The sequence below is a fragment of the Herbaspirillum sp. Her3 genome, assembly GCF_057961275.1.
Genome location: NZ_CM176328.1, coordinates 2,892,881 through 2,915,229, shown reverse-complemented (window position 1 = coordinate 2,915,229; position 22,349 = coordinate 2,892,881). Strand labels below are relative to the sequence as shown.

Below are 22,349 nucleotides of genomic sequence, written 5' to 3'. Positions count from 1 at the left end.
GGCCGGCCTAGCGATCCAGCTCGTAGCCGTAAGCACGGATGACCTGGCGCGCCGGCTCGCTCTTGAGATAGCTCAGCAAGGCCAGGGCCCCGGGATGGTCACGGCCTTTTTCCAGTAACACCGCGTCCTGCAGGATCGGCGCATACAGCTCGGCCGGCACGATCCAGGCCGAGCCCTCGGCGATCTGCCCGTTCCTGACCACTTGCGACAAAGCCACGAAGCCGAGCAAGGCATTGCCGCTGGCGATGAACTGGTAAGCCTGGTTGATGTTTTCCGCCTGGACGATCTTGGCCCGCAAGGTTTCTTCAAGCCCCAGCTTCTGCATCGTCTGCACGCCCGCCAGGCCATACGGCGCCAGCTTGGGATTGGCCAGCGACAGGTGTTCGAAGGCACCCTTCTTCAGGATCTCTCCCTGCGCGTCCACTACGCCCGGCTTTGCGCTCCAGAGCACCAGCTTGCCGCGTGCGTAGGTGAAGCGGCTGCCGGACACGGCGGTGTTCTGCTTTTCCAGCAGAGCGGGCGTGTCGGCGTCCGCCGCCAGCAAGATCTCGAATGGCGCGCCATTGTTGATCTGGGCATAGAACTGGCCGGTGGAGCCGAACGCCGCCACTACCTTGTTACCGCTGGCCTGCTCGAACGCAGCGGCAATCTGCTTGAACGGCTGGGTGAAATTGGCCGCCACGGCCACGTGGACCTCCTCGGCATGGACGCCCGGCATCAACAACCACAGCCAGGTACAGGCCAGCATCAGCTTGCGCAACATGGACTTGTTCCTTGAAAAAAGATGAGAATGAAGACACCAGCGCCGGCTCAGTTCAAGCCGAGCAATGGATTGGCATCTTCCGGACCGAAGCACTTGAGGTAATCGGAACAATTGCCGCAGCTGGGGGCCTGGCACAGCACCAGCCCTTCGCGTTCGCACAATTGCCGATAGAAGAACTTCTTCCACTTCATGTCGCTGACGTTGCGCTCGGCCAGGACGGAAAAGTAATGACTGATCAGCCGTGACAAGGCCGTCCGGTTGGGCAAGCCCATGTCTTGCCAGAGATGGTTGGACCCCATGCAGGCCGTGGCGATGGCGTGGGCCAGCCAGGTACTTTCCTGGTCGTCGCAGGTGCGGCAATCCATCAGCATGGCCAGCAGGTCATCGAATTCGTCGATCGGCGGCGGCGCACAGGCCTCGCCGGACAACGCACTGCGGGAGCCATACAGAGGCGCCGTCAACTCCGGAAAATAGCGCTCACGCAAGGCCGCCAGGGCCTCGGCATCGAGGGCGGCGATGGGTACGTCATAGGGGGCCGGACGATGATCGGCCAGTGCGATCAGGCCGGCAAAGGCCAGGGTCACCACATGGTCCGGGTCGCGCGCTGCTTCCATCAATTCCACATAACCTGCCTGGCTGTAGCTCATTTTGGGGCCTCCTGGGTCGGTGTCAGAGAACGAAAAAAGCTTCAAGGGAAATGGACGATCAGACCTGCGCGCTCCCATGGGTGTAACACTTCTTGGGACAAATCCGTGAGCAGGCTTCGCAACCGATGCAATTGTCGCGGTTGGCGATGGTCATGATCTTTCTTTCGTACTCCTCATCCTCGTCATCATCAGGATCGACCGCGATGCGCTGCCCCTCGTCATTGATACCGACCAGGGCCAGCACGTCGCGGCCGCATACCTTGAAGCAACGGCCGCAGCCGATGCATTTGTCTTCATTGATCTGGCCGACGAACTGGGGCGTCCAGTCGGCACCGCCGGGAAGCTTGACCGTGAATGTCGTCATGGCTGCCTTTCCTTCTCATCCTCAAGTGCGCGCCGTGCCTGGGCCAGCGCGGCATGGGCGTCATAGGCCTTTTGCGCGACCTCCAGGATCTTTTCCCAGCCGGTCGGCAAATCCTCGGACAGATCGTGCAAATCCATCTTCAAGGCGGTGGCCTGCTGGTTGAGCTTCTTGACTTGCGCCTTGAGCGCTTCCCTGTCCTGCATGTCCGTTCTCCTTGTGGCCGATGCCCTCAGCCGTAATTGACCACTTCAGGGAACTGCCGGATCATCTCGACCCCGGCCGCCACGATCTTGCCACCCTCCTCGGCCAGCTTGTCCACGCTTTCGAAGCCGAAGCGATGCACATCCCGCAGATGCTTGTTGACCACCACCAGGCGCCCGGCCATGAGTACCATGCGTCCGAAGCCCTCATGCGACATCTTCATCATGGGTGTGGCGATGCTGCCGGTCTGGCGTTCGATCGCCAGCCCGACGGCGTTGTAGAACAATTCCAGGCGCCACAGGGTTTCAGGATCGGGGTCGCCGATGATGGGAATCTCGCGGCGCTGCTCGCGCGTGATGATGTAGGGCGCCAAGAGATCCGCGTTGCTCTTGCCGTCCCAGGCGCCATGGGTATCCTGCGCGCGCCATTGCTTGATGAGCTCCTGCACGAACGGGCTGTCGATGGCGGCCGGGGCCTCTTGAGTGGCGATGGCAGTCACGGTTCACACTTCCTCTTCAAAGTTGATGTCGCGTTCCTGGCCCTTTTGCATGGCCTTGCGCAGCCATGGTGCCGGTGTGCCCTTGAGCACTTCCTGCAGCTTGTCGAGGATGTCCAGGATAGGTTCGGCCTGCGCCACCTTGACCGGGTGGATACGGTTGGCCACCACCCGCGCCGCACCCGAGCCGCCGATGGCGGCGACATACAGGATGGCGCAATCCTTGATGGCCTCGATCTTGGGGGCCAGCTTGTCTTCGTCGCCGTCCTCCTTGAGATCGCCGTCGAAGCTGTGCGTCTGCACGAAGCTGTAGCCATTGGGCCAGACCTCGAACACCGCCAGGTTCTTGGCCCAGCCGAAATGCGCATCCACGCGTTGCAGATCCTGGGTTGCAAATGCCACTTTCATGAGCTTTCTCCTTGAACGGACGTGGCCAGCGCCAGGGCATCGCGCGTGCTCTGCGGCAGCTGCCAGTCATCCGGGGTATGTGCATGGCCTGCGGCCAGCAACAGGTTGCCGATCTCGAAAATCAATCCACGCGTGCCACGATAGCCGACCGAGAGACAGTGCCCGGCCCCCAGGCGGTCGAACATGGGCAAGCCGGCGCGATGGAAGGGGATATGCAGACGCTCGGCCGCCTGGCGTCCGTGCGAATGCGTCACCAGCAGACCGGCGCTGATACGGCGTGCGCCCTGCTCCAGATCCTCCAGGTCGCCGATCACGACCCTTGCCGTCGGCACGCCTTCGAGCACCGGCGAGGTCGTGGTGGTCACGGCACAGCCAATCTCGCAGCCCATCTCGCCCAGCCATGCCGAGAGGGCCAGCAACAGGTCCGGCTCGGCGCCGATGGCCACCTTGACCCCGCCGAAGAAGAAATGGCCATCCAGCATGGCATCCTGCAACTGGCTGCGCTGACGCCGGTAGCGCGCCGGAATCGGCTGGCCCGACACGTATTCCAGATAGGCCAGGAAACGGTCATTGGCCTGCAGGCCGGTGAGCCGGTCGAATACCACATAAGGCACTCCGCTCAACTCCTGTATGACCTGGGCACTGGCGCGCATCTGTTCTCCGATGGCGATGGTGACGATGGAAGCCCCCAGCGCGCGCATGTCGGCCAGGGTAGTACCACCCATCGAGGTCGGGCTGAAATTGTCGGGAAGATGGCCATCCAGCGAGCCCGATACATCGGGCAACATGATCGGTTCCAGTCCGAAGGATTGCACGATGTCGCGCAATTCCTCGATGTCGGCCGGTGTCAGATGGCAACCGGCCAGCAGATTGACCTGCTTGGCGCGCGTCTGGATGCCCGGCTGCGGCTCCCCCAGCGCCCGGATCAATGCTTCCACGGCCTTGGCCCAGCCATCCTGGAAGGCGCCCGTGTAGTCAGGCGTGGAGACATAGGCCAGCGCGGTATCGGCGAGGTCGGGATGCTTCTGGCGGATCAGCTTGAGATAGGCATTGACGTCATCGCCCTTGGTTTCGGTCAGCCCGGTGGAACAGATGGCGATCAGGTCCGGCTTGGCGCGCAGGCGGATGTTCAAGACCGCCTTTTCGATGTTGTCCATCCCGCCCAGGATGCTCGATACCTCATTCATGGCGGTGGTCTGCAAGGGAATCGCTTCGCGGAAATGGCGCACCAGCAATACCAGCCCGAACGAAGTACAGCCCTGAGAACCATGCATGACCGGCATGCAGCGGTTCATGCCCAGGAAGGCATAGGCCGCACCCAGCGGCTGGCTCATCTTGAGCGGGTTGACGGCCGCGGCCTTGGAGGAAGTCTCGACGATGGCCATCTGCTTACTCCCAGGGTGCCGGTGCGCGCACCTGCTCCCACACCGGGTTGTACAGGGCGCGGTCGATTTCCGAGACCAGCGTGATCATGCCCTCATAGCCGGCATAGGCATGATGGCGCTCCTGGTTGATGTCCAGCCAGGGCATCTTGGCCTTGAGCGCGATGAATTGCGAACGCCCGCCCGAGAGCATGATGTCGGCACGCGCCTCTTTCAACATGGCATACATCTCGCGCGGCGTCATGTCATCGATCATGTGGGCTTCATCACCCATGATTTCCTTGATGCGCTCCTTGTCCTCGCGCGTCGATTTCTTCACGCTGGTGCCGACGATTTCGATGCCAACCTCCTGCAAGGCCGCTACCACGGACCAGGACTTCACCCCGCCGGTAATCAACAGAACACGCTTGCCCGCCAGGCGCTTCTTGTAATGCGCCAGACGACTCCAGGCGCGCGCCTCTTCCACCGCGATCAAGGCTTCGGTGCGGTCGGTCAACTCGGCCGGAGCACCCTGCTGCACCAGCAGGCGCGCGATCTGGCGCAACGAATCGGAGACGTCGCCGATGCCATAGAACGACCCTTCAAAGAAGGGAATCCCGTAGCGTTCTTCCATCTTGCGCGCCACGTTGATCATGGCCTTGGAACACACCATCATCGATGCCCGGGCCCGGTGCGAAGAGGCAATCTCGCGATAGCGGCCATCGCCACTGATGCAGGAAAGCACCCGCACGCCCATGGCATCGAGCAAGGGCGTGATCTGCCACAACTCGCCGGACAGGTTGTATTCGCCGATGATGTTGATGTCGTAGGGCGTGGTGAATTCGGGTTCGACCGTCCCGATCACGTAATCGAGCAAGGCTTCGCCGGCCAGCTTGTTGCCCAGGTTCTTGACCCCGGCAAAGCCGGGCGAATTGACCGGAATCACCGGCTTGCCGAACTTGGCGCTGGCGGCCTTGCAGACGGCCTCGATGTCGTCGCCCGTCAGCGCAGTGACACAGGTCTGGTAGACGAACACCGCCGGCGGATCATATTTTTCGATGATTTCCTTGACCGCCTTGTAGAGCCGCTTTTCACCACCGTAGATGACGTCGATCTCACTGATGTCGGTGGTGAAACCGGTGCGATAGGTCTGCATACCGGACGAAGCCGCATGGCGGTTATCCCAGGAATTGCCTTCGCAGGCAATGGGGCCATGCACCAGGTGGGCCACGTCCACGATGGGCTGCAAGGCGATCTTGGCACCATCAAAGGCGCAGCCACCGGCGGCCGCTCCCGGTGCCAGCTGCTTGCTGCAGCCTGCCTTGCGTTGCTTCTCTGTTTTGGCCTGGTTCTTCTCGCAGGCCGGTTCTTCGAAGACTTCCTGGATCTTCAGCTTCAAGGCCGTCATGATCGCTCTCCGTGCTTGCCTGGGTTGGTGCCGGGGGTACTACGCATTCCGCCAGGCCATCCTTCTGCCTGGCGGGACGTCCGTCGCGCTCAGCGGATGATGTCGTAGGAATAGTCGGTCTCGCCGGCCACCACCGTATTGGCATCCAGGGCTTCGAAGTATTCGTCGAGGATCATCACCAGCACGCGCATCGCACCGGCATAACCCCAGATGGGGAAGCGATGATAGTGATGGCGGTCGAAGACGGGGAACACCAGGCGGATCAGCGGCACGCCGCAGTCGCGCTCCAGGTACTTGCCGTAGGTATTGCCGATCAGGAAGTCCACCGGCTCCGTGAACAGCAGGGATCGCAGGTGCCACAAGTCACGCTTGGGATAGACCTTGCAGTCCTTGCCGAAGGGAGAAGCATCCAGCAGCGCCTGCACCTTGGCCGCCCATTCGGCGTCACCGTTGGTGGAGAGAATGTGGGTCGGCTCGCAGCCCAGCTCCAGCAGGAACTGGGTCATGCCGATCATCATGTCGGGGTCGCCGTACAAGGCAAACTTCTTGCCATGCAAGTGCGCCTGCGAATCGGCGATGGCATCGACCAGGCGGCCGCGCTCCAGCTCCAGTTCAGCCGGGATGGGCTGGCCGCTCAGGCGCGACAGTTCCATCAGGAACTGGTCGGTGCCGGCCACGCCCATCGGATGGTTGAGGGTGACCACTTCCTGGCCCTTCTCGGCGATGTACTTGGCGGTCTTGAGCGTGCTGAACTCCTGGAACACCACGGTGGCCTTGGCGTCGAGCGCCTCGATCACTTCCTGCTTGGTGGTGCCGCCGCTGTACATGCGGAACTGGCCATCGGTCGGGGTGTTCCAGACCTCCGAGGGATCGCACACGATGGTGCCGTCCACGCCCATGAGCTTGAAGATGCGCTTGACCTCCGGCAGGTTGCCGACCACGAAGCCGTCGAAACCGCCGATGAAATTGATGCGCTCGTTGGGTTTTCTTTCCAGTGCCGGCACGGTGCCGGCCTTGCCATCCCAGAAGTGGGTCAGGATGCCTTTCAGGGCATTGTCGTAGCCAGTCACGTGGCTGCCGACGAAGGCCGGGGTATGAGCGAAGGGTACGTCGTATTCCGCCGGCACGCTGCCCTTGTCCTTGGCGTTCTTGATGAAGGAGTCGAGGTCGTCACCGATCACCTCGGCCATGCAGGTGGTGGAGACGGCGATCATCTCCGGCTTGTACAGGCTCAGCGCATTGGCCAGGCCGTCGATCATGTTGTTGAGGCCACCGAAGACGGCGGCGTCTTCGGTCATCGACGACGATACGCAGGACGTCGGTTCCTTGAAGTGACGCGAAAAGTGCGAGCGGTAATACGCCACGCAGCCCTGCGATCCGTGCACGAAGGGTAGCGTGTTCTGGAAGCCCACGGCGGCATACACCGCACCCAGCGGCTGGCAGGCCTTGGCCGGATTGATGGTCAGTGCTTCGCGGGCGAAGTTCTTTTGCTGGTATTCCTTGGTCTTGGTCCATTCGGCCACGTCCTGCACCTTGTCCAGCGGAACGGCGAACTCGAACTCTTCTTTCTTGCGGGCGAGCAGTTCGCGGTATTCCGGCTGGCGGAACAGATTCTCGTGGTCCAGAACGCTATCGGCGTTTTGCGGCATGATGATACCCCTTCAATTCAACTGATCAAATGATCCAGGCTCGGGTCGGATGGACGAGAGGCGTTGAGCACGGTCCTGCGTCCATCCATCCCCGAATCGATTCAGCTCAGGCCTTCCACGGTGCCTTGGCCATGCCCCACACCGGGCTGTTGATGGCCATGTCCATGTCGCGGGCGAAGATGGCAAAGCCGTCGTAGCCGTGATACGGGCCCGAGTAATCCCAGGAGTGCATCTGGCGGAACGGCACGCCCATCTTCTGGAAGACGTATTTCTCCTTGATCCCGGAGCCGACCAGATCGGGCTCGATCTTCTCGACGAACTTCTCGAATTCATAGCTGGTCACGTCGTCGTAGATCAGCGTGCCGTCCTCCACGTAGTGGGTAGTGCGCTGGTAGTCGTCGTTGTGGCCGAATTCATATCCGGTACCGACCACCTTCATGCCCAGGTCGCCATAGGCATCGATCACGTGGCGCGGACGCAGGCCACCGACGAACAGCATCACGGTCTTGCCTTCCAGGCGCGGGCGGTACTTGGCGATCACGGCATCGGTGAGGGCCTTGTACTTGGCGATGACGCGCTCGGCGCCTTCCTTGATCTTGTCGTCGAAGTGGCTGGCGATCTGGCGCAGCGATGCCTCGATCTGGCTGGGGCCAAAGAAGTTGTACTCGACCCAGGGAATGCCGAATTTCTCTTCCATGTGGCGCGAGATGTAGTTCATCGAGCGATAGCAGTGCAGCACGTTGAGTTTGGCCTTGGGCGTGTTTTCCATTTCGGCGAGGGTGCCGTCGCCGGACCACTGGGCGATGACGCGCAGGCCGATCTCTTCCAGCAGGATGCGCGAGGACCAGGCATCGCCGCCGATGTTGTAGTCGCCGATGATGGCTACGTCATACGGGGTCGCCACGAACTGGTTCTTGTCCGGGTCCATCTTGTCGAGCACCCATTCCTTGATGGCGTCGTTGGCCACGTGGTGCCCCAGCGACTGCGACACGCCACGGAAGCCTTCGCAGCGCACCGGCACGATGGTATGGCCGTCGTATTGCTTGGACTTCTTCTTGGAGACCGCTTCGATGTCGTCACCGATGAGACCGATCGGGCATTCGGATTGCACCGAAATACCCTTGTTGAGCGGGAACAGCTCCTGGATCTCGTCGACGATCTTTTCCAGCTTCTTGTCGCCGCCGAAGACGATGTCCTTTTCCTGGAAATCGGACGTGAACTGCATGGTCACGAAACTGTCGATGCCGGTCTTGCCGATGTAATAGTTGCGGCGCGAGCCCCAGGAGTACTGGCCGCAGCCGACCGGACCGTGGCTGATGTGGATCATGTCCTTGATCGGTCCCCAGACCACACCCTTGGAACCGGCATAGGCGCAGCCGCGAATGGTCATCACGCCGGGGATCGACTTGATGTTGGATTTGACGTTGCAATCCGACTTGCCCTCTTCCTGGGTGGTCAGGTGCTTGGCGCGACGCTTGGCGGTCTTGTCCGGATAGGCCTTGAGGACCTCATTGATCAATTCCGTATTGCGTGCCGTGGTTTCTTCAACTGTGAGGCTCATGGGCCCTCCGATAAAATTAGTCGCGGGGGACATACCCGGTCGTATGCCAATCCGGTCAACAAACCTGCGCTACCCTTTTTCTTGCGGTCCCGGCCGCCTTCGCTTCAGACAACAGAGGCGCGAGCGACCGGGACCTTGCAGCATCAACAGCAGGCAGATGACGATGCTCAGGCCGCTACTTCGGCCGTCTTGCCCACCATCGATTCATCAACGACAGGCATCAGGCCATGCTGCATCAACAGGTCTTCCAGCTCGTCCATGGTGATCGGGGTGGGGATGGTGCCGTTGCCGGCGTTTTCGTGGATCTTGTTGGCCAGGGTGCGGTATTCGCCAGCCTGCTTGGAATCGGGCGCGTACTCCAGCACGGTCATGCGGCGCAGCTCGGCGTGTTGCACGATGTTGTCGCGCGGTACGAAGTGGATCAGCTTGCTGTTGAGCTTGGCCGCCAGGGCGGTGGCCAGTTCCAGTTCCTTGTCGGTCTTGCGCTCGTTGCAGATCAGCCCGCCCAGGCGCACGCCACCGGAGTTGGCGTACTTCAGAATGCCCTTGGAGATGTTGTTGGCGGCGTACATGGCCATCATCTCGCCGGACATCACGATGTAGATTTCCTGCGCCTTGTTTTCGCGGATCGGCATGGCGAAGCCGCCGCACACGACGTCGCCCAGCACGTCGTAGGACACGTAGTCGGTGTCATCGTAGGCGCCCTCTTCTTCGAGGAAGTTGATCGAGGTGATCACACCCCGGCCGGCGCAGCCCACGCCCGGTTCCGGGCCGCCGGATTCGACGCAACGGATGTTCTGGTAGCCGATCTTCATGACGTCTTCCAGCTCCAGATCCTCCACCGAACCGGCATCGGCGGCCAACGACAGGATGGTGTCCTGGGCCTTGGCGTGCAGGATCAGGCGGGTCGAGTCGGCCTTGGGATCGCAGCCGACGATGAGGATGCGCTGCCCCATCTGGGCCAGCGCGGCCAGGGTATTTTGCGAGGTGGTGGACTTGCCGATGCCGCCTTTGCCATAGAAGGCGATTTGTCTGAGTGAGGCCATTTGATTCTCCTAGAAATAAGCGGTGTAGCTCTGGTGTAAGAAATTAAGATGTCGTTCAAAGCAGTTTTGTCATCACACTTGCAGCCGTTGGGGCGCCGCTTCGAAACTTTTATTGGTCTTCGTCTCAAGTCACGCATTCGGCAAGTCATCGTCGGTGCACAGCCCTATCTGCAAATGCCGTGCCACCATCAAAAAATGATCTCAAGTCATTGATTTGATTGGTTAAAACAGCATTTCCCGCAACCTGCCAATCCACTTCTTCCTGGTGTTGGAAACCGCACAAACGGCACTCAGTCTGTAGGGAACGATACAAGCCCGCGCCCTCAACAGAACCGTGTAGCCAACCACGCCAGCAGCCCGCTGGCCCGCATCCACAGGCCTTGTCGCGCCCTGCTGAAGACAAGGAAAAGCGGCTGGCCGATAACGGGAACGATGTTTGCTATCGGGATGAATGGCAGGGCAATGAAGGCTGCCTCAGGCGGCCCCGTCAGCGATCCATTCACGCAAGGAGCAAACCATGCAAATCGGTGTAGACAGCCAGCGCGCGGTCGACAACAAGCGGGTCTTCATCGTCGACTGTGATGAAGTCAGCGGATTGGCGCTGCAGTTCATGCTGGCCGACGAGTGCGAGGCGCATCTGCTGGCCGATGTCGAGAGTGCCTTGCGCAAGGGCCGCGACTGGCCGCCCGATCTGCTCTTGCTGGGCCAGGGCAATCTGGCCAAGGAGGGCATGGAGGTGGTGCTCCAGTTGCGCCAGCAACAGCCGGCCCTGAAGATCGTGGTCGTCTGCGACAGCGCCGATGACAGCCATGTCCGGCAAGCCCTGGCGCAAGGTGCCAACTCGACGCTGCTGCGCCCGCTCACGCTGGAGTCCGTGCGCCGCAAGGTCGATGCCCAGCTGGGCCGACGCACGCCCCTGGGCCTGGGCATCGCGGTGACGGTGGTGTAGGGCCATGTGCGCGACCCGTATCCCATTGAAGCTGCCGCATCGGGCAGCCCCGATGCCGGGCGCATCGACCTCTGCGCCCCTGGCCAATCCCCATTACCAGCAGATCGGCGGCGAGCCGGTCGTGCGGCAACTGGTCGACCGTTTCTACGCCCTGATGGACCAGCTGCCCCAGGCAGCCGTGGTACGCGCCATGCATCCGGCCGACCTGGGGCCGGCCAGGCAGCGCCTGTTCATGTTCCTTTCCGGTTGGCTGGGCGGTCCGCCCCTGTACGCCGAGGCGTTCGGCCATCCGCGCCTGCGTCACGCACACGCGGGCTTTGCCATCGATGCCGCCGCACGCGATGCCTGGATGGCCTGCATGAACCAGGCGCTACAAGAACTGGTACCCGACGAGGTGTTGCGGCAGCAACTGGGTGCCGCATTTTTCAAGACTGCCGATTTTCTGTGCAACCAATAAGGAAACTTCATGAGCACTCTCGCAAATACCCCCCTGGCCGATCTGGACAATGACGGCCGTCTGCTAAGCCCGGTCTTCAAGGGTCCGACCAAACGCAATGGACGCGTCGCCTTCCGTGGCGAAATCGCGCTCAAGTACCAGGCCAGCCTGGCCGACGAAAAACGGCCGCCGGAAATCAAGTTCGACCAGGTGATGACGGTGGCCGACGTGGGCGCGGCCACCATTCCCTTCCTGGCCGGCATGGCGCCTTCGCTGGAACACATCAAGCTGCTGTGCGAAGTGCTGGGGGACAAGCTGGCCGCCGATGGCAAGTACTTCTTCTTCGCCTGCAACCTGGATATTTCGCTGCGATTCCAGATTCCTTATGGCGGTGCCACCTTCTACGTGATGCCGCTGGACGAATCGACGGTCTATAACGAGTTGCTGGAACTGTTCCGCATCGAGCGTGGCGATCTCAAGAAACTCGACACCGCTGAAAAGATCCTGGCCGTGGCCGACGGTGCCCTGCGCTTCAAGGGAAAGTTCGAGGAGATCAGCTTCCAGCGCGGCCTGGAGGTGATGGGGCCGATCAAGGTCAAGGAAAACCGCCCGGTATGACGCCACAGGGTCGGGTGGCAGCCCGCCATCAGGAATGCTGCCCTACCCTGCGCGAACGCCCCCTTCAACATCAGCGAGCCGACCATGCCCCTTTTCGACTTTCTCTGTACCGCCTGCGACACGCATTTTGAAAAACTGGTCCGCGCTAGCGACACGCCAGCCTGCCCGGGTTGCGGCAGCCATGCGGTGCTCCGGCAGGTGTCGGCGCCGCAGGCACCGGGCAAGAGCGTCGGCATCCTGCAGCGTGCCCGGGCGCAAGCCGCCCGGGAGGGGCACTTCAGCAATTACCGTCCATCGGAATTGCGCAACAAACTGAAGTGACCCGTCACACCGGCAGCCCCAGCTGCGCACACAGCAGGGCTGAGAAGTCCGCCGTTGCCATGGGCAGCACCTCGATGCCATGTTCCTCCAGGAAGCGCTGTTCATTGCGAGATGGTGTCTCCGCCAGCACCGCCCAATGCCGCGCCGAGGAGCGCTTGGTGATCTGGTGCGCAAAACTGCGTTGTAGCTGATCGTTGAAGCGGCAGCCGATGAACAGGAAATGACGGCCTTGCCGCAGTGCCTGCACGCGCGCCGGAATTGGCGTCTGGATGTCAATCTCGGTAAGCACTTCGACGAAATCGGAATCCGACACGAGATAGTTGGCAGCCGGTGCATGCGCCCCGATGGGCTGATACAGCAAGGTGTTCCAGCCCGGCGCGGTGCTCTCCTGAACTGCCTGGCCGGTGCCGTCGTAATACTGGTACCAGGTACCGAAATGCTCGGACTGCGACAAGCCCTGCACCTGTCCCCAGTCATCGCGGCCGCTGGCGAGCATGGCGCTGCGCATGGCATCGTCATACCAGAGCGCGACGATCATCGGGATCTCCGGCATGCCAGCCAGCACCTGCTGTAGCGGCAACGGCGGCACAGCGGCAGAGAATGCGCCCTGCATCAGTTGCACCAGGCTCTTGCGATGCTTGAAGTTCTCGATGAATTGCGCAGTAGCCGTAAGGCGGTTGCGGATCTTGTGCGGCACCGTGACCTGGGCGGACAGCAGCGCCGCCAGTTTTTCCTGCGAATCGGGCAGCGGGCAATCCGGCACCTGCGTCAGCAAGCCCGGTCCCAGGTAAGCAATGAGCTCCCCCCTGGCGAGTGCATCGAACAGGTCTTGCAAGGTGTCCTCATTGGTAGGCATGGCGATGGCTCCTCGGCGCAGGTGTTCAGGCAGGTTCAGCGCCCGGAGGCGAAATTGAGCAGTTCGAGGGTGACGTCTTCCTCGCCCACGATCACCTGGCAGGCCAGGCGCGACTTGGAACCGACGCCCACGATGCTGTCGAGCTTGGCGTTTTCAGCCGGGGTGGTGCGCGAGACGCTCTTGCGCCCTTCCAGCACGAAGATGTGGCAGGCGCCGCACTCGGCCTTGCCCTGGCACTTGTTGGCGATGGCTTCGCCAGCTTTCATCACGGCCGCCAGCAGCGTGGTGCCGATGCTCACCTCGATGGTCTTGCCGGAGGGTTGGATGGTAACGACGGGCATGGTCAGGACTCCTTTAGGGTGGATGAGGTCAATAAAAATGCGAAAGGGCATGCGCCCCGCTCAGTAGATCGCCGCCCCAGCACCGACATTGCTGGAGGCATCCTTGGCCGCCTGCACGATGAAGTGCACTTCGTCGGTATCCAGATGCCCGTGCAAGGGCAAGGCGATGCAGCGGTCGGCGATCTTTTCCGTGAGCAGCAGGTCGCCGCGTTTGCAGCCAAAGCGGCTGTAGTAGAACTGCTGGTGCAGCGGCTGGCACCAGGCGGCGGCTTCCACTTCCTGGCTGGCCAGGTCTTCGATGATCTGGTTGCGCATGGTGCGGGTGAAGCGTGTGCCGAGGTGCACCAGGTACAGCATCCAGTAGACCTCCTCGACGTCGGGGCCGATATAAGGCGGTTTGATGCCCTCGAAGAATTGCACGTGCTCCAGGTAGTAGGCCTCGACCTGCTTGCGCCGCAGCAGGATTTCATCGAGCCGCTCCAGCTGGGCAATGCCGATGGCTGCGCTCAGATCGCTCATCGAGGCCTGCATCGGCACCCGGCTGGCCACGGCGATGGACTGGCGATCGGCCAGGTTGCGGTTGCGCATGTAGTGCAATTCGCTGGCCAGCTCGGGATCATCGGTCACCAGCATGGCGCCCTCGCCACAACACAGGGCCGAGGGCTGCGAAAAATCGAAGATGGCAATGTCACCGAAGTTGCCCACTACGCGGCCCTGGTAACGCGAACCGATGGCTTCGGTGGAATCCTCGATCAAACGCAGGCCATGCGCCTGCGCCAGCTGGCGGAACTCGGCCCAGGCCGCAGGATGGCCATTGCAATTGCCCACCACGATGGCACGCGTACGCTGGCTGATCTTGTCGGCCACCTTGTGCGGCGCCAGGTTGCCGCTCCAATAGTCGATGTCGGCAAACACCGGGGTGGCACCGACCAGCGTGATGGCATGGGCGATCTGATGCCAGGAGTAGGCGGAGGCAATCACCTCATCGCCAGCGCGAATGCCCATGGCACGCAAGGCCAGCATCAGTGCCACCGTGCCGCTGGCAACGGCCACGCCATAGGTGCGGCCAAGATAGGAGGCGAATTCGTTTTCGAAGGATTCGACCACAGGGCCTGCGGACAGGCCCGACGAGACCAGCACCCGTGTGACGGCTTCCAGCTCGCGGGTGCTGACGTCAGGGTCCGACAATTTGATCCATTCCTGTTCCATGTGCTGCACTCCTCCGGGTATTGGCTCAACTCAGGACAACCGGGCGATCACCACGCCGCTGGCCTCCTCCGGGCCCTCGACCACACGCCAGCAATGGGCATCGGTATCGACCAGGAACAAGGCATAGCTGTGCCCGCGCCAGTATGGCGATTCGCCGCGCATGTCCTCCTGGTCGCAACGGCTGCACACCAGGCCCGGCAAGGCGCTGCGCAGGGCCGCCAGGACGTTGAGCTGGGCGGCATCCTGCAGCACGTCCTGGACGGTGGCCAATTGCTGGGACGACAGGCTCATCGCAGCAACTCCTCATTCGCCCAGACGGCGTGCATCGATGGTCACCGGCAATACGGTGGCCGCATCCATCACCGGCAACACCAGTTGCCAGCCGTTGGCCAGGGTGACGTGGCCGCCCCACATGTCGGGCTTTTCCATGGCCACGATGGGCTCTTCCAGGTCTTTCTTGGGGACGTAGGCCGACAGCAAGCCTGCTGAGTTCTTGCGGATCATCACTTTCACGTTGGGCTCCTGATGGGTTGGTCCGGTAAGGCTGCCTAGGCTGCTCTTGCCTGCAAGGGCTGCACGATCTCCGACAAGGCCGCCAGCACCGCATCGATCTCGTTGTCGCGGGTATCGCGGGAGAGCGAAAAGCGTATCGTCGCCGCGGCCTGCTCGCTGGACATGCCCATGGCCATCAACACGTGGGAAGGCATGTCGCCGCTGGCCGTACAGGCCGACCCGCTGGAGGCGCAGATGCCCAGGCGATCCAGGCGGTCCAGCACCCGCTCGGCATGGACCTGGCCGAAACGTGCGCTCACCGTATTGGGCAGGCGCACTGCGCCCGCACCATTGATCTGCACCTGTGGCAGGCATGCCAGGCCGTGCTCGAAGCGTTGTCGCAATGCGCTCACCGCCGGCATCCGTGGCAGCGCCGCACGCGCCTGGGCCGCTGCCACGCCCAGCCCGACGATGCCCGCCACGTCCTCGGTACCGCCGCGCCGGCCGCGTTCCTGGTGGCCGAACAGCAAGGGCGGCAACTTGATCCCCTTGCGCACGTACAGGGCACCGATTCCCTTGGGCCCATGCTGCTTGTGCGCCGACAAGGACAGCAGATCCACGCCCATGGCCGTCACATCGCATGGAACACGGCCCACTGCCTGCACTGCGTCGGTATGGAACAGCACGCCGCGCTGGCGCGCCAGTTCGGCCGCCTGGGCAATCGGAAACACCACGCCGGTTTCATTGTTGGCCCACATCAGGCTGACCAGGGCAGTATCCGGCGTGATGGCTGCCGCCAGTTCATCGAGCTGCAGTTGCCCATGCTCATCCACCGCGATCCAGCTGATACGCACGCCCTGCGCCTGCAGATGCCGCAGCAGCAGCAAGGTGGAAGGATGCTCGACCAGGCTGCTGACGATATGGCGCCGCTGCGGCTGCAAGGCCAGCGCGCCCAGGATGGCCATGTGATTGGCTTCGGTGGCGCCACTGGTGAACACCAGTTCGGCCGCCGTGGCGCCGAGCAGGGCCGCCACCTCTGCGCGGGCACTGTTCACGCGCTGGCGTGCAGCGTCACCGACCCGGTGCTTGCTGGAAGGATTGCCCCAGGCTTCGTGCTGGCAGGCCTGCATGGCGGCCAGCACTTCCGGCGTGGGCCGGGTGGTGGCGTTGTTGTCGAGATAGATGATGGTATCCATGGGTGCCATACTCATTGCCAGAACAACCTTGCGGTGTCCCGGTTGATGCAATCCATCAGGACCTGCAGGCTGCGTTCGAGCATGAAGAATTCCCAGCCGCCTTCCGTGTGATCCTTGCGGAAGAGTTTCCACACCCCCAGCCCGGCGTCATATTCCAGCAGCGCGATATCGACCATGCCGCCCCCGGCGTCGATATTGCGCGAACAGCACGGACTCTGGATCAGGTAACCGCTGGCCGTCATCTCCACGCGCGGCACGACATACAGGTAGCGTGCGCGCTTCTGCAGCATGCGCCCGATACGCCGCAGATCCAGCTCGTTGGGCTGCCAGCTGCGGATGCCGCCTGCAGTGGGCATGCCGTTGGCCTGGGCGATGATCTGGTTCATGCCGGCTCCAGCAGGACGATTTCTTCTTCCAGACAGCCCACTACGCGGTTGCCGGGAAATTCCACCAGATACACCGGGATGGTGGACTCCTCATGCATGCCCACCTGCACCACTTCGCCCGGCGTTCCCTGTGCCACCAGCAAGGCCTCGGCCTCGCAGTCCGGGTAGGAGCCATCGTTGAACAGGTCGATACTGGCTTGCACCCGCTGCCCCCAGGCATATCTGGCCACGCGTGGTTCGATCATGTTGCCGCTCCTTGGATTCCGGCCGCCTGCCCGGACGTGACGGGCGGGTCGAGCGATTGCAGCTCGCGCCCTTTCATGCCGACCCGGTAACCGTGCTCGACGAATTCGATGCCGTAGATGTAGAACTGCTGCAGGAAGGTGCCGATACTGGTCACATAGCCGATGTCGCCCTTCTTGACCAGGATGTCGCCGATCTCCCGGCCTGCGAAGGTGCCGTCGTTGCGGATGGTCTTGGTACTCCTGACCTTCTCGCCATAGCTGAATTGCGGCGGCCCGTCCAGTTCGACCCGGCCATCATCACGGTTGATCTTCATGGTCCCAGCTCCTGTTGCTCTGTCATCGTGGTTCACGCCAATCCGCTGCGCTGGCGCGCCAGCGTGCGAACGGCTTCGTCTTCATCGTCCGACAGCAAACCAAGATGCGCCGTATCGATACGCTCAGCCACGCTGTAGCGCACGCGCCAGTCCGGGTCCTGGCACAAGGCCACCAGTTGCCCCGGTGCCAGGCGCTGCGCCACCACCGTGCGCACCGCAGCGTCTTCATCCCTGGCCATCGCGCTCAATAACGCCGATCCCACTCGCGCTGCCACGACGCGGCGCACCTCGCGGTCTCCATCGTGCAGCATGCGCACCAGCCATTGCGGTTCGATACGCTGCGCCACAATCAGGCGCACGCCATAATCGCCGTCGCCCATCATCTGGTGCAGCTGCTCGACGTGCAGCCGCCGCGCCACCTGGATACGGACCTCGCGATCCGGATCTTGCCGCAACATCAGCAGCTGGCGTTGCGGCAGGCGCTGCGCCACACTCCAGCGCACCGTCGCATCCGGGTCATCGATCATGCGCGGCAGGTAAAACACTTCCACGTGCTTGGCCGCTACCGCCCTCACCTCGAAATAGGGATGCGTGAGGAATTCCTTGGCCAGGGCCGGATTCCACGCAAAGAAACGGTCGATGCGCCGTGCATAACGGTCATGCACGCAGGCCTTGGCCAGTTCACACCGCGTGGAGGGGCGGCCCATCTGCGCGCAGTCGGCGCACGACAATGCCTGTCCCTGCCAGTCGGTCGCCGCGAAGGGCTCCGTATCCAATTGCTCAAGCCTTGCGCCGGATGCTGGAGATCGACACTGCAGCCGTGGCCGGCGGCGCCGAGCCATGCGTCCCGCAGCTGGCAGCCGGCGCATTCGGGTTGCGGAAGGTCAGCCCGGATTCGCTAAGGGTATCGGCAAAATCGATGGTCACGCCCTCCAGCAACAGGCGACTTTCGGCAGGCAGGAAGACGGCCAGGCCGTTGCAGTCGAGGCTGACGTCGCCTGGCGTGGGCTGCGCCTCGACCGAGAATTCCGAACTCAGCCCGGAACAACCGCCTGCACTCACCTGCAGACGGAAGCCGGACTGGGCCGAACCGCCATTGAAGCGCACCATGCGGCGCATGAATTTTTCGGCGGCGGGGGTGATGGTGATGTTCATCGGCCCTCCCTATGCCTGGTAACGCGGCTGGGCATTGTCGATGACGCAGGTGCCATCGACCGGGCATACGGCCACGCATTGCGGTTCATCGAAATGTCCCATGCATTCGGTACATTTCTTGGGATCGATCACGAAGATCCCGTTCTTTTCGCGAATTGCCACGTTCGGGCATTCGGGCTCGCAGGCGGAACACCCAGTGCATTGCGAGGCAACGATCTTGTAGGCCATGCTTTTTCTCCTTGCGTGAAACTGATTGGCTGCTTACGCCGCGGCGGACGTGGACTGCACGGAGGTATAAGCCCCCTGCCGGATATCGGCGTCGCCCCGTGGCCGATGCTCGATCTGTCCGCTGCGCACGCGCTCCAGGTAATCCATGAAGTAGGCGATGACGGATTGCTCGATGAATTCATGGGCATACCGGTCCACCGGTTCAATGCCCACCTTTTGCAGATCATCCTTGGGACAGCCGCCGATCTTGGCCACCAGCACCGCATGGCAGTCGTTGATGGCACGGATGACGGTCTCCAGTGCATCCTCCTCGCCATAGCCGCCCTGGCAGTACTGGTCCACGCGCCGGTGTCCGACGAACTTGCTGCCGGCGCTGCTGACTTCATAGATCTGGAATTCGCTGACGTGTCCGAAGTGTTCGTTGACGCGTCCCTGCCCCTTGGTCGCCACCGCCACCAGCAAGGACAGGCCGCTCTGGTCTGCCATCTGGGCCAGTTCCTGCTGCTCGGCGACCTTGGCGGCCGACTTGGCCTGGCGCTCCTGTTCCACCAGTTCCTGGTAGGCCTTGCGGGTGGCGCCGTCATAGGCCACTTCCATGGCCTCGATCTTCTCGGTGGTGAATTCGGCGCTGCGATCTTCACCCAGCAGCCCCACCGCATCGGCGCGGCACTGGCGGCAGTGGCGCATCATGTTCATCTCGCCTTCACAGGCATCCTGCAAGGCCTTGAGCTCCTGGGCACTGGGGCCGCGCTGGCCGTTCAGGCCAAACACGGTGCCGTGCTCAGGTGCCGAAATGAGCGGCATGATGTTGTGCAGGAAGGCCCCGCGTGACTTGACCGCGCGATTGACTTCCACCAGATGCTGGTCATTGATGCCCGGGATCATCACCGAGTTGACCTTGCAGAGGATGCCGCGCGCAGTGAGCATCTCCAGTCCCAGCATCTGCCGTTCGTGCAAGATGCGGGCCGCGTCGATACCGGTCCAGCGCTTGTTCTGGTAATAGATCCAGGGATAGATGTGCTGCCCGATCTCGGGATCGACCATGTTGATGGTGATGGTGACGTGATCGACGTTGAAGGCGGCGATGGTGTCGATGTGGTCAGGCAAGGCCAGGCCATTGGTCGACAGGCACAGCTTGATATCGGGCGCGGTCTGCGAGATCAGCTCGAAGGTCTTGAAGGTCTTGGCCGGATTGGCCAGCGGGTCGCCAGGGCCGGCAATGCCCAGCACCGTCATCTGGGGAATGGTCGATGCCACCGCAAAGACCTTCTTGGCCGCCTGCTCGGGCGTGAGCTTTTCGCTGACCACGCCGGGACGCGACTCGTTGGCGCAATCGTATTTCCGGTTGCAGTAGTTGCACTGGATGTTGCAGGCTGGTGCCACCGCCACGTGCATACGCGCATAGTGGTGATGGGCCTCTTCGCTGTAGCACGGATGGTTCTTGACCTTCTCCCAAACCTCCGGTGCCATGTCTGCGGGACCATCGGATGAACCGCAACTGGCCTTGCCGCCTTCACTGCTGGTGCCACAGCCTTTGTGTTCGGCTACCTTGTCCAGCAAGGTGCCTAGCGATTTGATGTCCTGGATACCGACGTACTGTGTGGGCTGCATGGATAGTCCCTTTCAGGAAAGTGATGCCTGGGCCTTCTCCTGAGGACATAGCCAAAACCGTGCCAGAGAAAATAATCAATCAATTCAAAGACATAGCGAAAAATCGTGTGACACGGCGATGTGAGGATAGCGACAATCGACGAGACATTGTGGGCGGCGCTTGTCATGAATACGACAATGCATCACAGGCCGGGATGCGGCTGATGCAATGGAGATGGGACAAGGAGAATACGTGGATGCGCCAGCCGGGGAGTCCATCAGAAGAGCCGGCTGGCGCGACGCCGAAGATGCCCGCATCCGGGGCGGGAACGGCAGGGAGAAAAAACTTTTGCTCTGGCCCTACGTCACGCGCACAGACAAGTTTCAGAACTTCTTGACCTCGATATTGAATTTCTGCAGCGCATAGCCCATCTGGCGCGGCGAGATGTTGAGCGCGCGGGCGGCCTTGGCCTGCACCCAGCCACATTGCTCCATGGCCCAGATCAGGCGTTCGCGCTCGGAGGTCGGGGGGGCGGCGGACAGCGGCTTGTCCTTGGTCATTCCACCCGGCAAAGATGGCGCCGTATGCGTGGGGATACGCTCCAGCGGTACGACCACGACCGGTTGCTCCTGGCCGGGTTCATGCAAGACCTTGGTCAGGCATTTGTTCTGCTGGCAGGAGAAATGCACCTCGGTGATCAGGTCGCCGCGCATCATGGTGGCGGTGCGCTCGACACAATTTTCCAGTTCCCGCACATTGCCCGGCCAGTAGCAATTCATCATGACCTTCATGGCCTGCGGTGACATGGCCACCATCGCACGCTGGTTTTCGACGCGGAATTTTTCCAGGAAGTGTTCCACCAGGTAGGGAATATCCTCGCGCCGTTCGCGCAACGGCGGAATGAAGATGCTGACCACATTGATGCGGTAATACAGGTCGGCCCGGAACTCGCCCTTGGCCACGGCTTTCTCCAGGTCGCGGTTGGTGGCGGTGACCAGGCGCACGTCCACCTTGATCGAGCGCGACCCGCCGACCCGTTCGAATTCGCGCTCCTGCAATACCCGCAGCAGCTTGGCCTGGAAGGCCGGCGAAATTTCGCCGATCTCGTCGAGGAACAGAGTGCCCCCATGGGCGAGTTCGAAACGCCCCTTGCGTTCGCCCTGGGCCCCGGTGAAGGCGCCCTTCTCATGGCCGAACAATTCGGATTCCAGCAAGGTCTCCGACAAGGCCGCACAGTTGACCTTGATGAAGGGCCCATCCTTGCGCGGACTGAGGTAATGGATGGCGCGCGCGATGACTTCCTTGCCGGTGCCGCTCTCGCCGCGCAACAGCATGGTCGAGCGTGAGGGGGCGGACTGGTGTACCTGGGCGAACACTTCCTGCATCGCCTTGGAAATGCCGATCACGTTATCGAGCTTGTACTTGCCCTGGAGCTGGCGGGACAACTGGCGTTTTTCTTCCTGCAGTTGCTGGCGCTCGGCGGCCACGTTGCGATACAGCCGCACGGTTTGTCCGATCAGGTTGGCCACCATGGTCAGCAGACGCACCTCATGATCGACACTGCGCGAGGGCGACAGCCCTTCCCGGAACACGCACAGCACGCCCAGTATTTCGCGCGCGGCCTTGATCGGCACGCCGACGAAGGAAACGACCCCGCCATCTTGCGATTCGCGCGGGCTGGTGCGGGCCAGGAACAAGGGCTCCTGGGCGAGATCGCGCACTACGATGGGGGTTTCCGTCTGGAAGATCTTGCCGGTGATGCCTTCGCCGACCCGGTAGCGGCCACTCTGGAATTCTTCGTAGCTCAAGCCGATGGCGCTGACCAGTTGCAGCTCGCCGGTATCCTGCATCAGGCTCAGCAAGACCCGTCGCGTTTCCAGGTGGGCAGAGAGGACGTTGAGGACTTCGCGCAAGGTCTTTGACAGATCCAGCGACGAACCCAATATTTTGCTGATCTCGTAGATCGTGACGAGTTCCAAATTCACACTGCGGTCGTCAAGAATAGTGGCCATCGGACTCTCCATAGGTGAATGCTGGAACCCAATGCGCTGCCTGAGAGCGCTCAAACCGACTGCGGACTCTGCCGTGAAATTGAGATCCAGAAAAAT

General features: G+C 62.0%; 29 protein-coding genes. 4 read left to right on the top strand and 25 right to left on the bottom strand.

What is annotated here, in order from left to right; genetic code table 11:
• Positions 1 to 7 precede the first annotated feature (7 nt).
• The 11 genes from modA to nifH form a co-directional block, all read right to left on the bottom strand.
• Complete coding sequence (gene modA / locus ACVC5H_RS13265) at positions 8 to 763, bottom strand: molybdate ABC transporter substrate-binding protein (protein ID WP_489618366.1); 756 nt, start codon at positions 761 to 763, stop codon at positions 8 to 10.
• Between the two features lie 47 nt (positions 764 to 810).
• Positions 811 to 1,410 (bottom strand): nitrogen fixation protein NifQ, encoded by a 600-nt coding sequence (locus ACVC5H_RS13260; protein ID WP_489618365.1) that lies wholly within the window; start codon positions 1,408 to 1,410, stop codon positions 811 to 813.
• A 58-nt stretch (positions 1,411 to 1,468) separates the two neighbouring features.
• The gene (gene fdxB, locus ACVC5H_RS13255) at positions 1,469 to 1,774 is read right to left on the bottom strand and encodes a ferredoxin III, nif-specific (protein ID WP_006463098.1); all 306 of its coding nucleotides are present in this window, start codon (positions 1,772 to 1,774) and stop codon (positions 1,469 to 1,471) included.
• Entirely contained in the window at positions 1,771 to 1,977 is a 207-nt protein-coding gene (locus ACVC5H_RS13250) for a CCE_0567 family metalloprotein (protein WP_013234814.1), read from the bottom strand. The genes fdxB and ACVC5H_RS13250 overlap by 4 nt, the downstream gene beginning before the upstream one ends.
• 26 nt (positions 1,978 to 2,003) lie before the next feature.
• Positions 2,004 to 2,474, bottom strand: a complete 471-nt coding sequence (locus tag ACVC5H_RS13245; protein WP_145601200.1) for a NifX-associated nitrogen fixation protein — start codon at positions 2,472 to 2,474, stop codon at positions 2,004 to 2,006.
• 3 nt (positions 2,475 to 2,477) lie between these two features.
• On the bottom strand, positions 2,478 to 2,879 hold the full coding sequence (nifX, locus tag ACVC5H_RS13240) for a nitrogen fixation protein NifX (protein WP_006463095.1): 402 nt from the start codon (positions 2,877 to 2,879) through the stop codon (positions 2,478 to 2,480).
• Positions 2,876 to 4,264 (bottom strand): nitrogenase iron-molybdenum cofactor biosynthesis protein NifN, encoded by a 1,389-nt coding sequence (gene nifN / locus ACVC5H_RS13235; protein WP_489618364.1) that lies wholly within the window; start codon positions 4,262 to 4,264, stop codon positions 2,876 to 2,878. Before nifN ends, nifX begins: the two co-directional genes overlap by 4 nt.
• A 4-nt stretch (positions 4,265 to 4,268) precedes the next feature.
• Positions 4,269 to 5,648 carry a nitrogenase iron-molybdenum cofactor biosynthesis protein NifE gene (gene nifE, locus ACVC5H_RS13230; protein ID WP_489618363.1) on the bottom strand — a complete coding sequence of 460 codons (1,380 nt, stop codon included), beginning with the start codon at positions 5,646 to 5,648 and terminating at the stop codon, positions 4,269 to 4,271.
• Positions 5,649 to 5,737: 89 nt separating this feature from the next.
• Positions 5,738 to 7,297: a nitrogenase molybdenum-iron protein subunit beta gene (gene nifK / locus ACVC5H_RS13225; protein WP_489618362.1), complete on the bottom strand. Its 1,560-nt coding sequence runs from the start codon at positions 7,295 to 7,297 to the stop codon at positions 5,738 to 5,740.
• A gap of 106 nt (positions 7,298 to 7,403) precedes the next feature.
• Positions 7,404 to 8,858 (bottom strand): nitrogenase molybdenum-iron protein alpha chain, encoded by a 1,455-nt coding sequence (gene nifD, locus ACVC5H_RS13220; protein WP_171938389.1) that lies wholly within the window; start codon positions 8,856 to 8,858, stop codon positions 7,404 to 7,406.
• A gap of 167 nt (positions 8,859 to 9,025) precedes the next feature.
• Positions 9,026 to 9,904 (bottom strand): nitrogenase iron protein, encoded by an 879-nt coding sequence (gene nifH, locus ACVC5H_RS13215; RefSeq protein ID WP_489618361.1) that lies wholly within the window; start codon positions 9,902 to 9,904, stop codon positions 9,026 to 9,028.
• Positions 9,905 to 10,421: 517 nt separating this feature from the next.
• Between nifH and ACVC5H_RS13210 the strand changes: the two genes are divergently transcribed.
• From ACVC5H_RS13210 to ACVC5H_RS13195, 4 genes are all read left to right on the top strand, one after another.
• Positions 10,422 to 10,853: a response regulator gene (locus ACVC5H_RS13210; RefSeq protein ID WP_489618360.1), complete on the top strand. Its 432-nt coding sequence runs from the start codon at positions 10,422 to 10,424 to the stop codon at positions 10,851 to 10,853.
• Between the two features lie 52 nt (positions 10,854 to 10,905).
• Positions 10,906 to 11,310, top strand: coding sequence for a group II truncated hemoglobin (locus ACVC5H_RS13205; protein WP_489622693.1), 405 nt, complete (start codon positions 10,906 to 10,908; stop codon positions 11,308 to 11,310).
• Between the two features lie 9 nt (positions 11,311 to 11,319).
• On the top strand, positions 11,320 to 11,907 hold the full coding sequence (locus tag ACVC5H_RS13200) for a hypothetical protein (RefSeq protein WP_489618359.1): 588 nt from the start codon (positions 11,320 to 11,322) through the stop codon (positions 11,905 to 11,907).
• A gap of 84 nt (positions 11,908 to 11,991) precedes the next feature.
• The gene (locus ACVC5H_RS13195; protein ID WP_489618358.1) at positions 11,992 to 12,228 is read left to right on the top strand and encodes an FmdB family zinc ribbon protein; all 237 of its coding nucleotides are present in this window, start codon (positions 11,992 to 11,994) and stop codon (positions 12,226 to 12,228) included.
• Between the two features lie 4 nt (positions 12,229 to 12,232).
• Here the strand turns inward: ACVC5H_RS13195 and ACVC5H_RS13190 are convergent, their stop codons facing one another.
• From ACVC5H_RS13190 to nifA, 14 genes are all read right to left on the bottom strand, one after another.
• Positions 12,233 to 13,084 (bottom strand): SIR2 family NAD-dependent protein deacylase, encoded by an 852-nt coding sequence (locus ACVC5H_RS13190; RefSeq protein ID WP_489618357.1) that lies wholly within the window; start codon positions 13,082 to 13,084, stop codon positions 12,233 to 12,235.
• Positions 13,085 to 13,119: 35 nt separating this feature from the next.
• The gene (locus ACVC5H_RS13185) at positions 13,120 to 13,425 is read right to left on the bottom strand and encodes a 2Fe-2S iron-sulfur cluster-binding protein (RefSeq protein WP_017453286.1); all 306 of its coding nucleotides are present in this window, start codon (positions 13,423 to 13,425) and stop codon (positions 13,120 to 13,122) included.
• A gap of 60 nt (positions 13,426 to 13,485) precedes the next feature.
• Positions 13,486 to 14,634, bottom strand: coding sequence for a DegT/DnrJ/EryC1/StrS family aminotransferase (locus tag ACVC5H_RS13180; RefSeq protein ID WP_489618356.1), 1,149 nt, complete (start codon positions 14,632 to 14,634; stop codon positions 13,486 to 13,488).
• 30 nt (positions 14,635 to 14,664) lie between these two features.
• On the bottom strand, positions 14,665 to 14,925 hold the full coding sequence (locus ACVC5H_RS13175; RefSeq protein ID WP_489618355.1) for an HCV capsid domain containing protein: 261 nt from the start codon (positions 14,923 to 14,925) through the stop codon (positions 14,665 to 14,667).
• 12 nt (positions 14,926 to 14,937) lie between these two features.
• A complete protein-coding gene (nifT, locus tag ACVC5H_RS13170; protein ID WP_026052155.1) occupies positions 14,938 to 15,147 on the bottom strand; it encodes a putative nitrogen fixation protein NifT in 210 nt (69 codons plus the stop codon).
• Between the two features lie 35 nt (positions 15,148 to 15,182).
• Complete coding sequence (locus ACVC5H_RS13165) at positions 15,183 to 16,322, bottom strand: cysteine desulfurase family protein (protein ID WP_489618354.1); 1,140 nt, start codon at positions 16,320 to 16,322, stop codon at positions 15,183 to 15,185.
• Positions 16,323 to 16,333: 11 nt separating this feature from the next.
• Positions 16,334 to 16,708 carry a DUF3024 domain-containing protein gene (locus tag ACVC5H_RS13160; RefSeq protein ID WP_489618353.1) on the bottom strand — a complete coding sequence of 125 codons (375 nt, stop codon included), beginning with the start codon at positions 16,706 to 16,708 and terminating at the stop codon, positions 16,334 to 16,336.
• A complete protein-coding gene (locus ACVC5H_RS13155; protein ID WP_006463078.1) occupies positions 16,705 to 16,953 on the bottom strand; it encodes a nitrogen fixation protein NifZ in 249 nt (82 codons plus the stop codon). The genes ACVC5H_RS13160 and ACVC5H_RS13155 overlap by 4 nt, the downstream gene beginning before the upstream one ends.
• Entirely contained in the window at positions 16,950 to 17,267 is a 318-nt protein-coding gene (locus ACVC5H_RS13150) for a nitrogen fixation protein NifZ (RefSeq protein ID WP_489618352.1), read from the bottom strand. Before ACVC5H_RS13150 ends, ACVC5H_RS13155 begins: the two co-directional genes overlap by 4 nt.
• 32 nt (positions 17,268 to 17,299) lie before the next feature.
• On the bottom strand, positions 17,300 to 18,043 hold the full coding sequence (locus ACVC5H_RS13145; protein ID WP_489618351.1) for a 4Fe4S-binding leucine-rich repeat protein: 744 nt from the start codon (positions 18,041 to 18,043) through the stop codon (positions 17,300 to 17,302).
• A gap of 4 nt (positions 18,044 to 18,047) precedes the next feature.
• Positions 18,048 to 18,422, bottom strand: a complete 375-nt coding sequence (locus ACVC5H_RS13140; RefSeq protein ID WP_489618350.1) for a HesB/IscA family protein — start codon at positions 18,420 to 18,422, stop codon at positions 18,048 to 18,050.
• 9 nt (positions 18,423 to 18,431) lie between these two features.
• Positions 18,432 to 18,650 (bottom strand): 4Fe-4S binding protein, encoded by a 219-nt coding sequence (locus tag ACVC5H_RS13135; protein ID WP_013234835.1) that lies wholly within the window; start codon positions 18,648 to 18,650, stop codon positions 18,432 to 18,434.
• A gap of 33 nt (positions 18,651 to 18,683) precedes the next feature.
• Entirely contained in the window at positions 18,684 to 20,261 is a 1,578-nt protein-coding gene (nifB, locus tag ACVC5H_RS13130; protein ID WP_489618349.1) for a nitrogenase cofactor biosynthesis protein NifB, read from the bottom strand.
• A gap of 363 nt (positions 20,262 to 20,624) precedes the next feature.
• A complete protein-coding gene (gene nifA / locus ACVC5H_RS13125) occupies positions 20,625 to 22,253 on the bottom strand; it encodes a nif-specific transcriptional activator NifA (protein WP_489618348.1) in 1,629 nt (542 codons plus the stop codon).
• Positions 22,254 to 22,349: the final 96 nt, after the last annotated feature.

What these genes read in the sequence shown, in the direction of transcription:
- nifK (WP_489618362.1), bottom strand. Translation starts at nt 7,297, where the DNA reads ATGCCGCAAAACGCCGATAGCGTTCTGGACCACGAGAATCTGTTCCGC.
- nifA (WP_489618348.1), bottom strand. Translation starts at nt 22,253, where the DNA reads ATGGCCACTATTCTTGACGACCGCAGTGTGAATTTGGAACTCGTCACG.
- ACVC5H_RS13200 (WP_489618359.1), top strand. Translation starts at nt 11,320, where the DNA reads ATGAGCACTCTCGCAAATACCCCCCTGGCCGATCTGGACAATGACGGC.
- ACVC5H_RS13250 (WP_013234814.1), bottom strand. Translation starts at nt 1,977, where the DNA reads ATGCAGGACAGGGAAGCGCTCAAGGCGCAAGTCAAGAAGCTCAACCAG.
- ACVC5H_RS13210 (WP_489618360.1), top strand. Translation starts at nt 10,422, where the DNA reads ATGCAAATCGGTGTAGACAGCCAGCGCGCGGTCGACAACAAGCGGGTC.
- ACVC5H_RS13195 (WP_489618358.1), top strand. Translation starts at nt 11,992, where the DNA reads ATGCCCCTTTTCGACTTTCTCTGTACCGCCTGCGACACGCATTTTGAA.
- nifE (WP_489618363.1), bottom strand. Translation starts at nt 5,648, where the DNA reads ATGACGGCCTTGAAGCTGAAGATCCAGGAAGTCTTCGAAGAACCGGCC.
- nifN (WP_489618364.1), bottom strand. Translation starts at nt 4,264, where the DNA reads ATGGCCATCGTCGAGACTTCCTCCAAGGCCGCGGCCGTCAACCCGCTC.
- nifX (WP_006463095.1), bottom strand. Translation starts at nt 2,879, where the DNA reads ATGAAAGTGGCATTTGCAACCCAGGATCTGCAACGCGTGGATGCGCAT.
- ACVC5H_RS13260 (WP_489618365.1), bottom strand. Translation starts at nt 1,410, where the DNA reads ATGAGCTACAGCCAGGCAGGTTATGTGGAATTGATGGAAGCAGCGCGC.
- ACVC5H_RS13165 (WP_489618354.1), bottom strand. Translation starts at nt 16,322, where the DNA reads ATGGATACCATCATCTATCTCGACAACAACGCCACCACCCGGCCCACG.
- modA (WP_489618366.1), bottom strand. Translation starts at nt 763, where the DNA reads ATGTTGCGCAAGCTGATGCTGGCCTGTACCTGGCTGTGGTTGTTGATG.
- ACVC5H_RS13160 (WP_489618353.1), bottom strand. Translation starts at nt 16,708, where the DNA reads ATGAACCAGATCATCGCCCAGGCCAACGGCATGCCCACTGCAGGCGGC.
- nifH (WP_489618361.1), bottom strand. Translation starts at nt 9,904, where the DNA reads ATGGCCTCACTCAGACAAATCGCCTTCTATGGCAAAGGCGGCATCGGC.
- ACVC5H_RS13180 (WP_489618356.1), bottom strand. Translation starts at nt 14,634, where the DNA reads ATGGAACAGGAATGGATCAAATTGTCGGACCCTGACGTCAGCACCCGC.
- ACVC5H_RS13150 (WP_489618352.1), bottom strand. Translation starts at nt 17,267, where the DNA reads ATGAAGATCAACCGTGATGATGGCCGGGTCGAACTGGACGGGCCGCCG.
- ACVC5H_RS13140 (WP_489618350.1), bottom strand. Translation starts at nt 18,422, where the DNA reads ATGAACATCACCATCACCCCCGCCGCCGAAAAATTCATGCGCCGCATG.
- ACVC5H_RS13190 (WP_489618357.1), bottom strand. Translation starts at nt 13,084, where the DNA reads ATGCCTACCAATGAGGACACCTTGCAAGACCTGTTCGATGCACTCGCC.
- ACVC5H_RS13175 (WP_489618355.1), bottom strand. Translation starts at nt 14,925, where the DNA reads ATGAGCCTGTCGTCCCAGCAATTGGCCACCGTCCAGGACGTGCTGCAG.
- ACVC5H_RS13135 (WP_013234835.1), bottom strand. Translation starts at nt 18,650, where the DNA reads ATGGCCTACAAGATCGTTGCCTCGCAATGCACTGGGTGTTCCGCCTGC.
- ACVC5H_RS13205 (WP_489622693.1), top strand. Translation starts at nt 10,906, where the DNA reads ATGCCGGGCGCATCGACCTCTGCGCCCCTGGCCAATCCCCATTACCAG.
- nifD (WP_171938389.1), bottom strand. Translation starts at nt 8,858, where the DNA reads ATGAGCCTCACAGTTGAAGAAACCACGGCACGCAATACGGAATTGATC.
- ACVC5H_RS13185 (WP_017453286.1), bottom strand. Translation starts at nt 13,425, where the DNA reads ATGCCCGTCGTTACCATCCAACCCTCCGGCAAGACCATCGAGGTGAGC.
- nifB (WP_489618349.1), bottom strand. Translation starts at nt 20,261, where the DNA reads ATGCAGCCCACACAGTACGTCGGTATCCAGGACATCAAATCGCTAGGC.
- ACVC5H_RS13155 (WP_006463078.1), bottom strand. Translation starts at nt 16,953, where the DNA reads ATGATCGAACCACGCGTGGCCAGATATGCCTGGGGGCAGCGGGTGCAA.
- fdxB (WP_006463098.1), bottom strand. Translation starts at nt 1,774, where the DNA reads ATGACGACATTCACGGTCAAGCTTCCCGGCGGTGCCGACTGGACGCCC.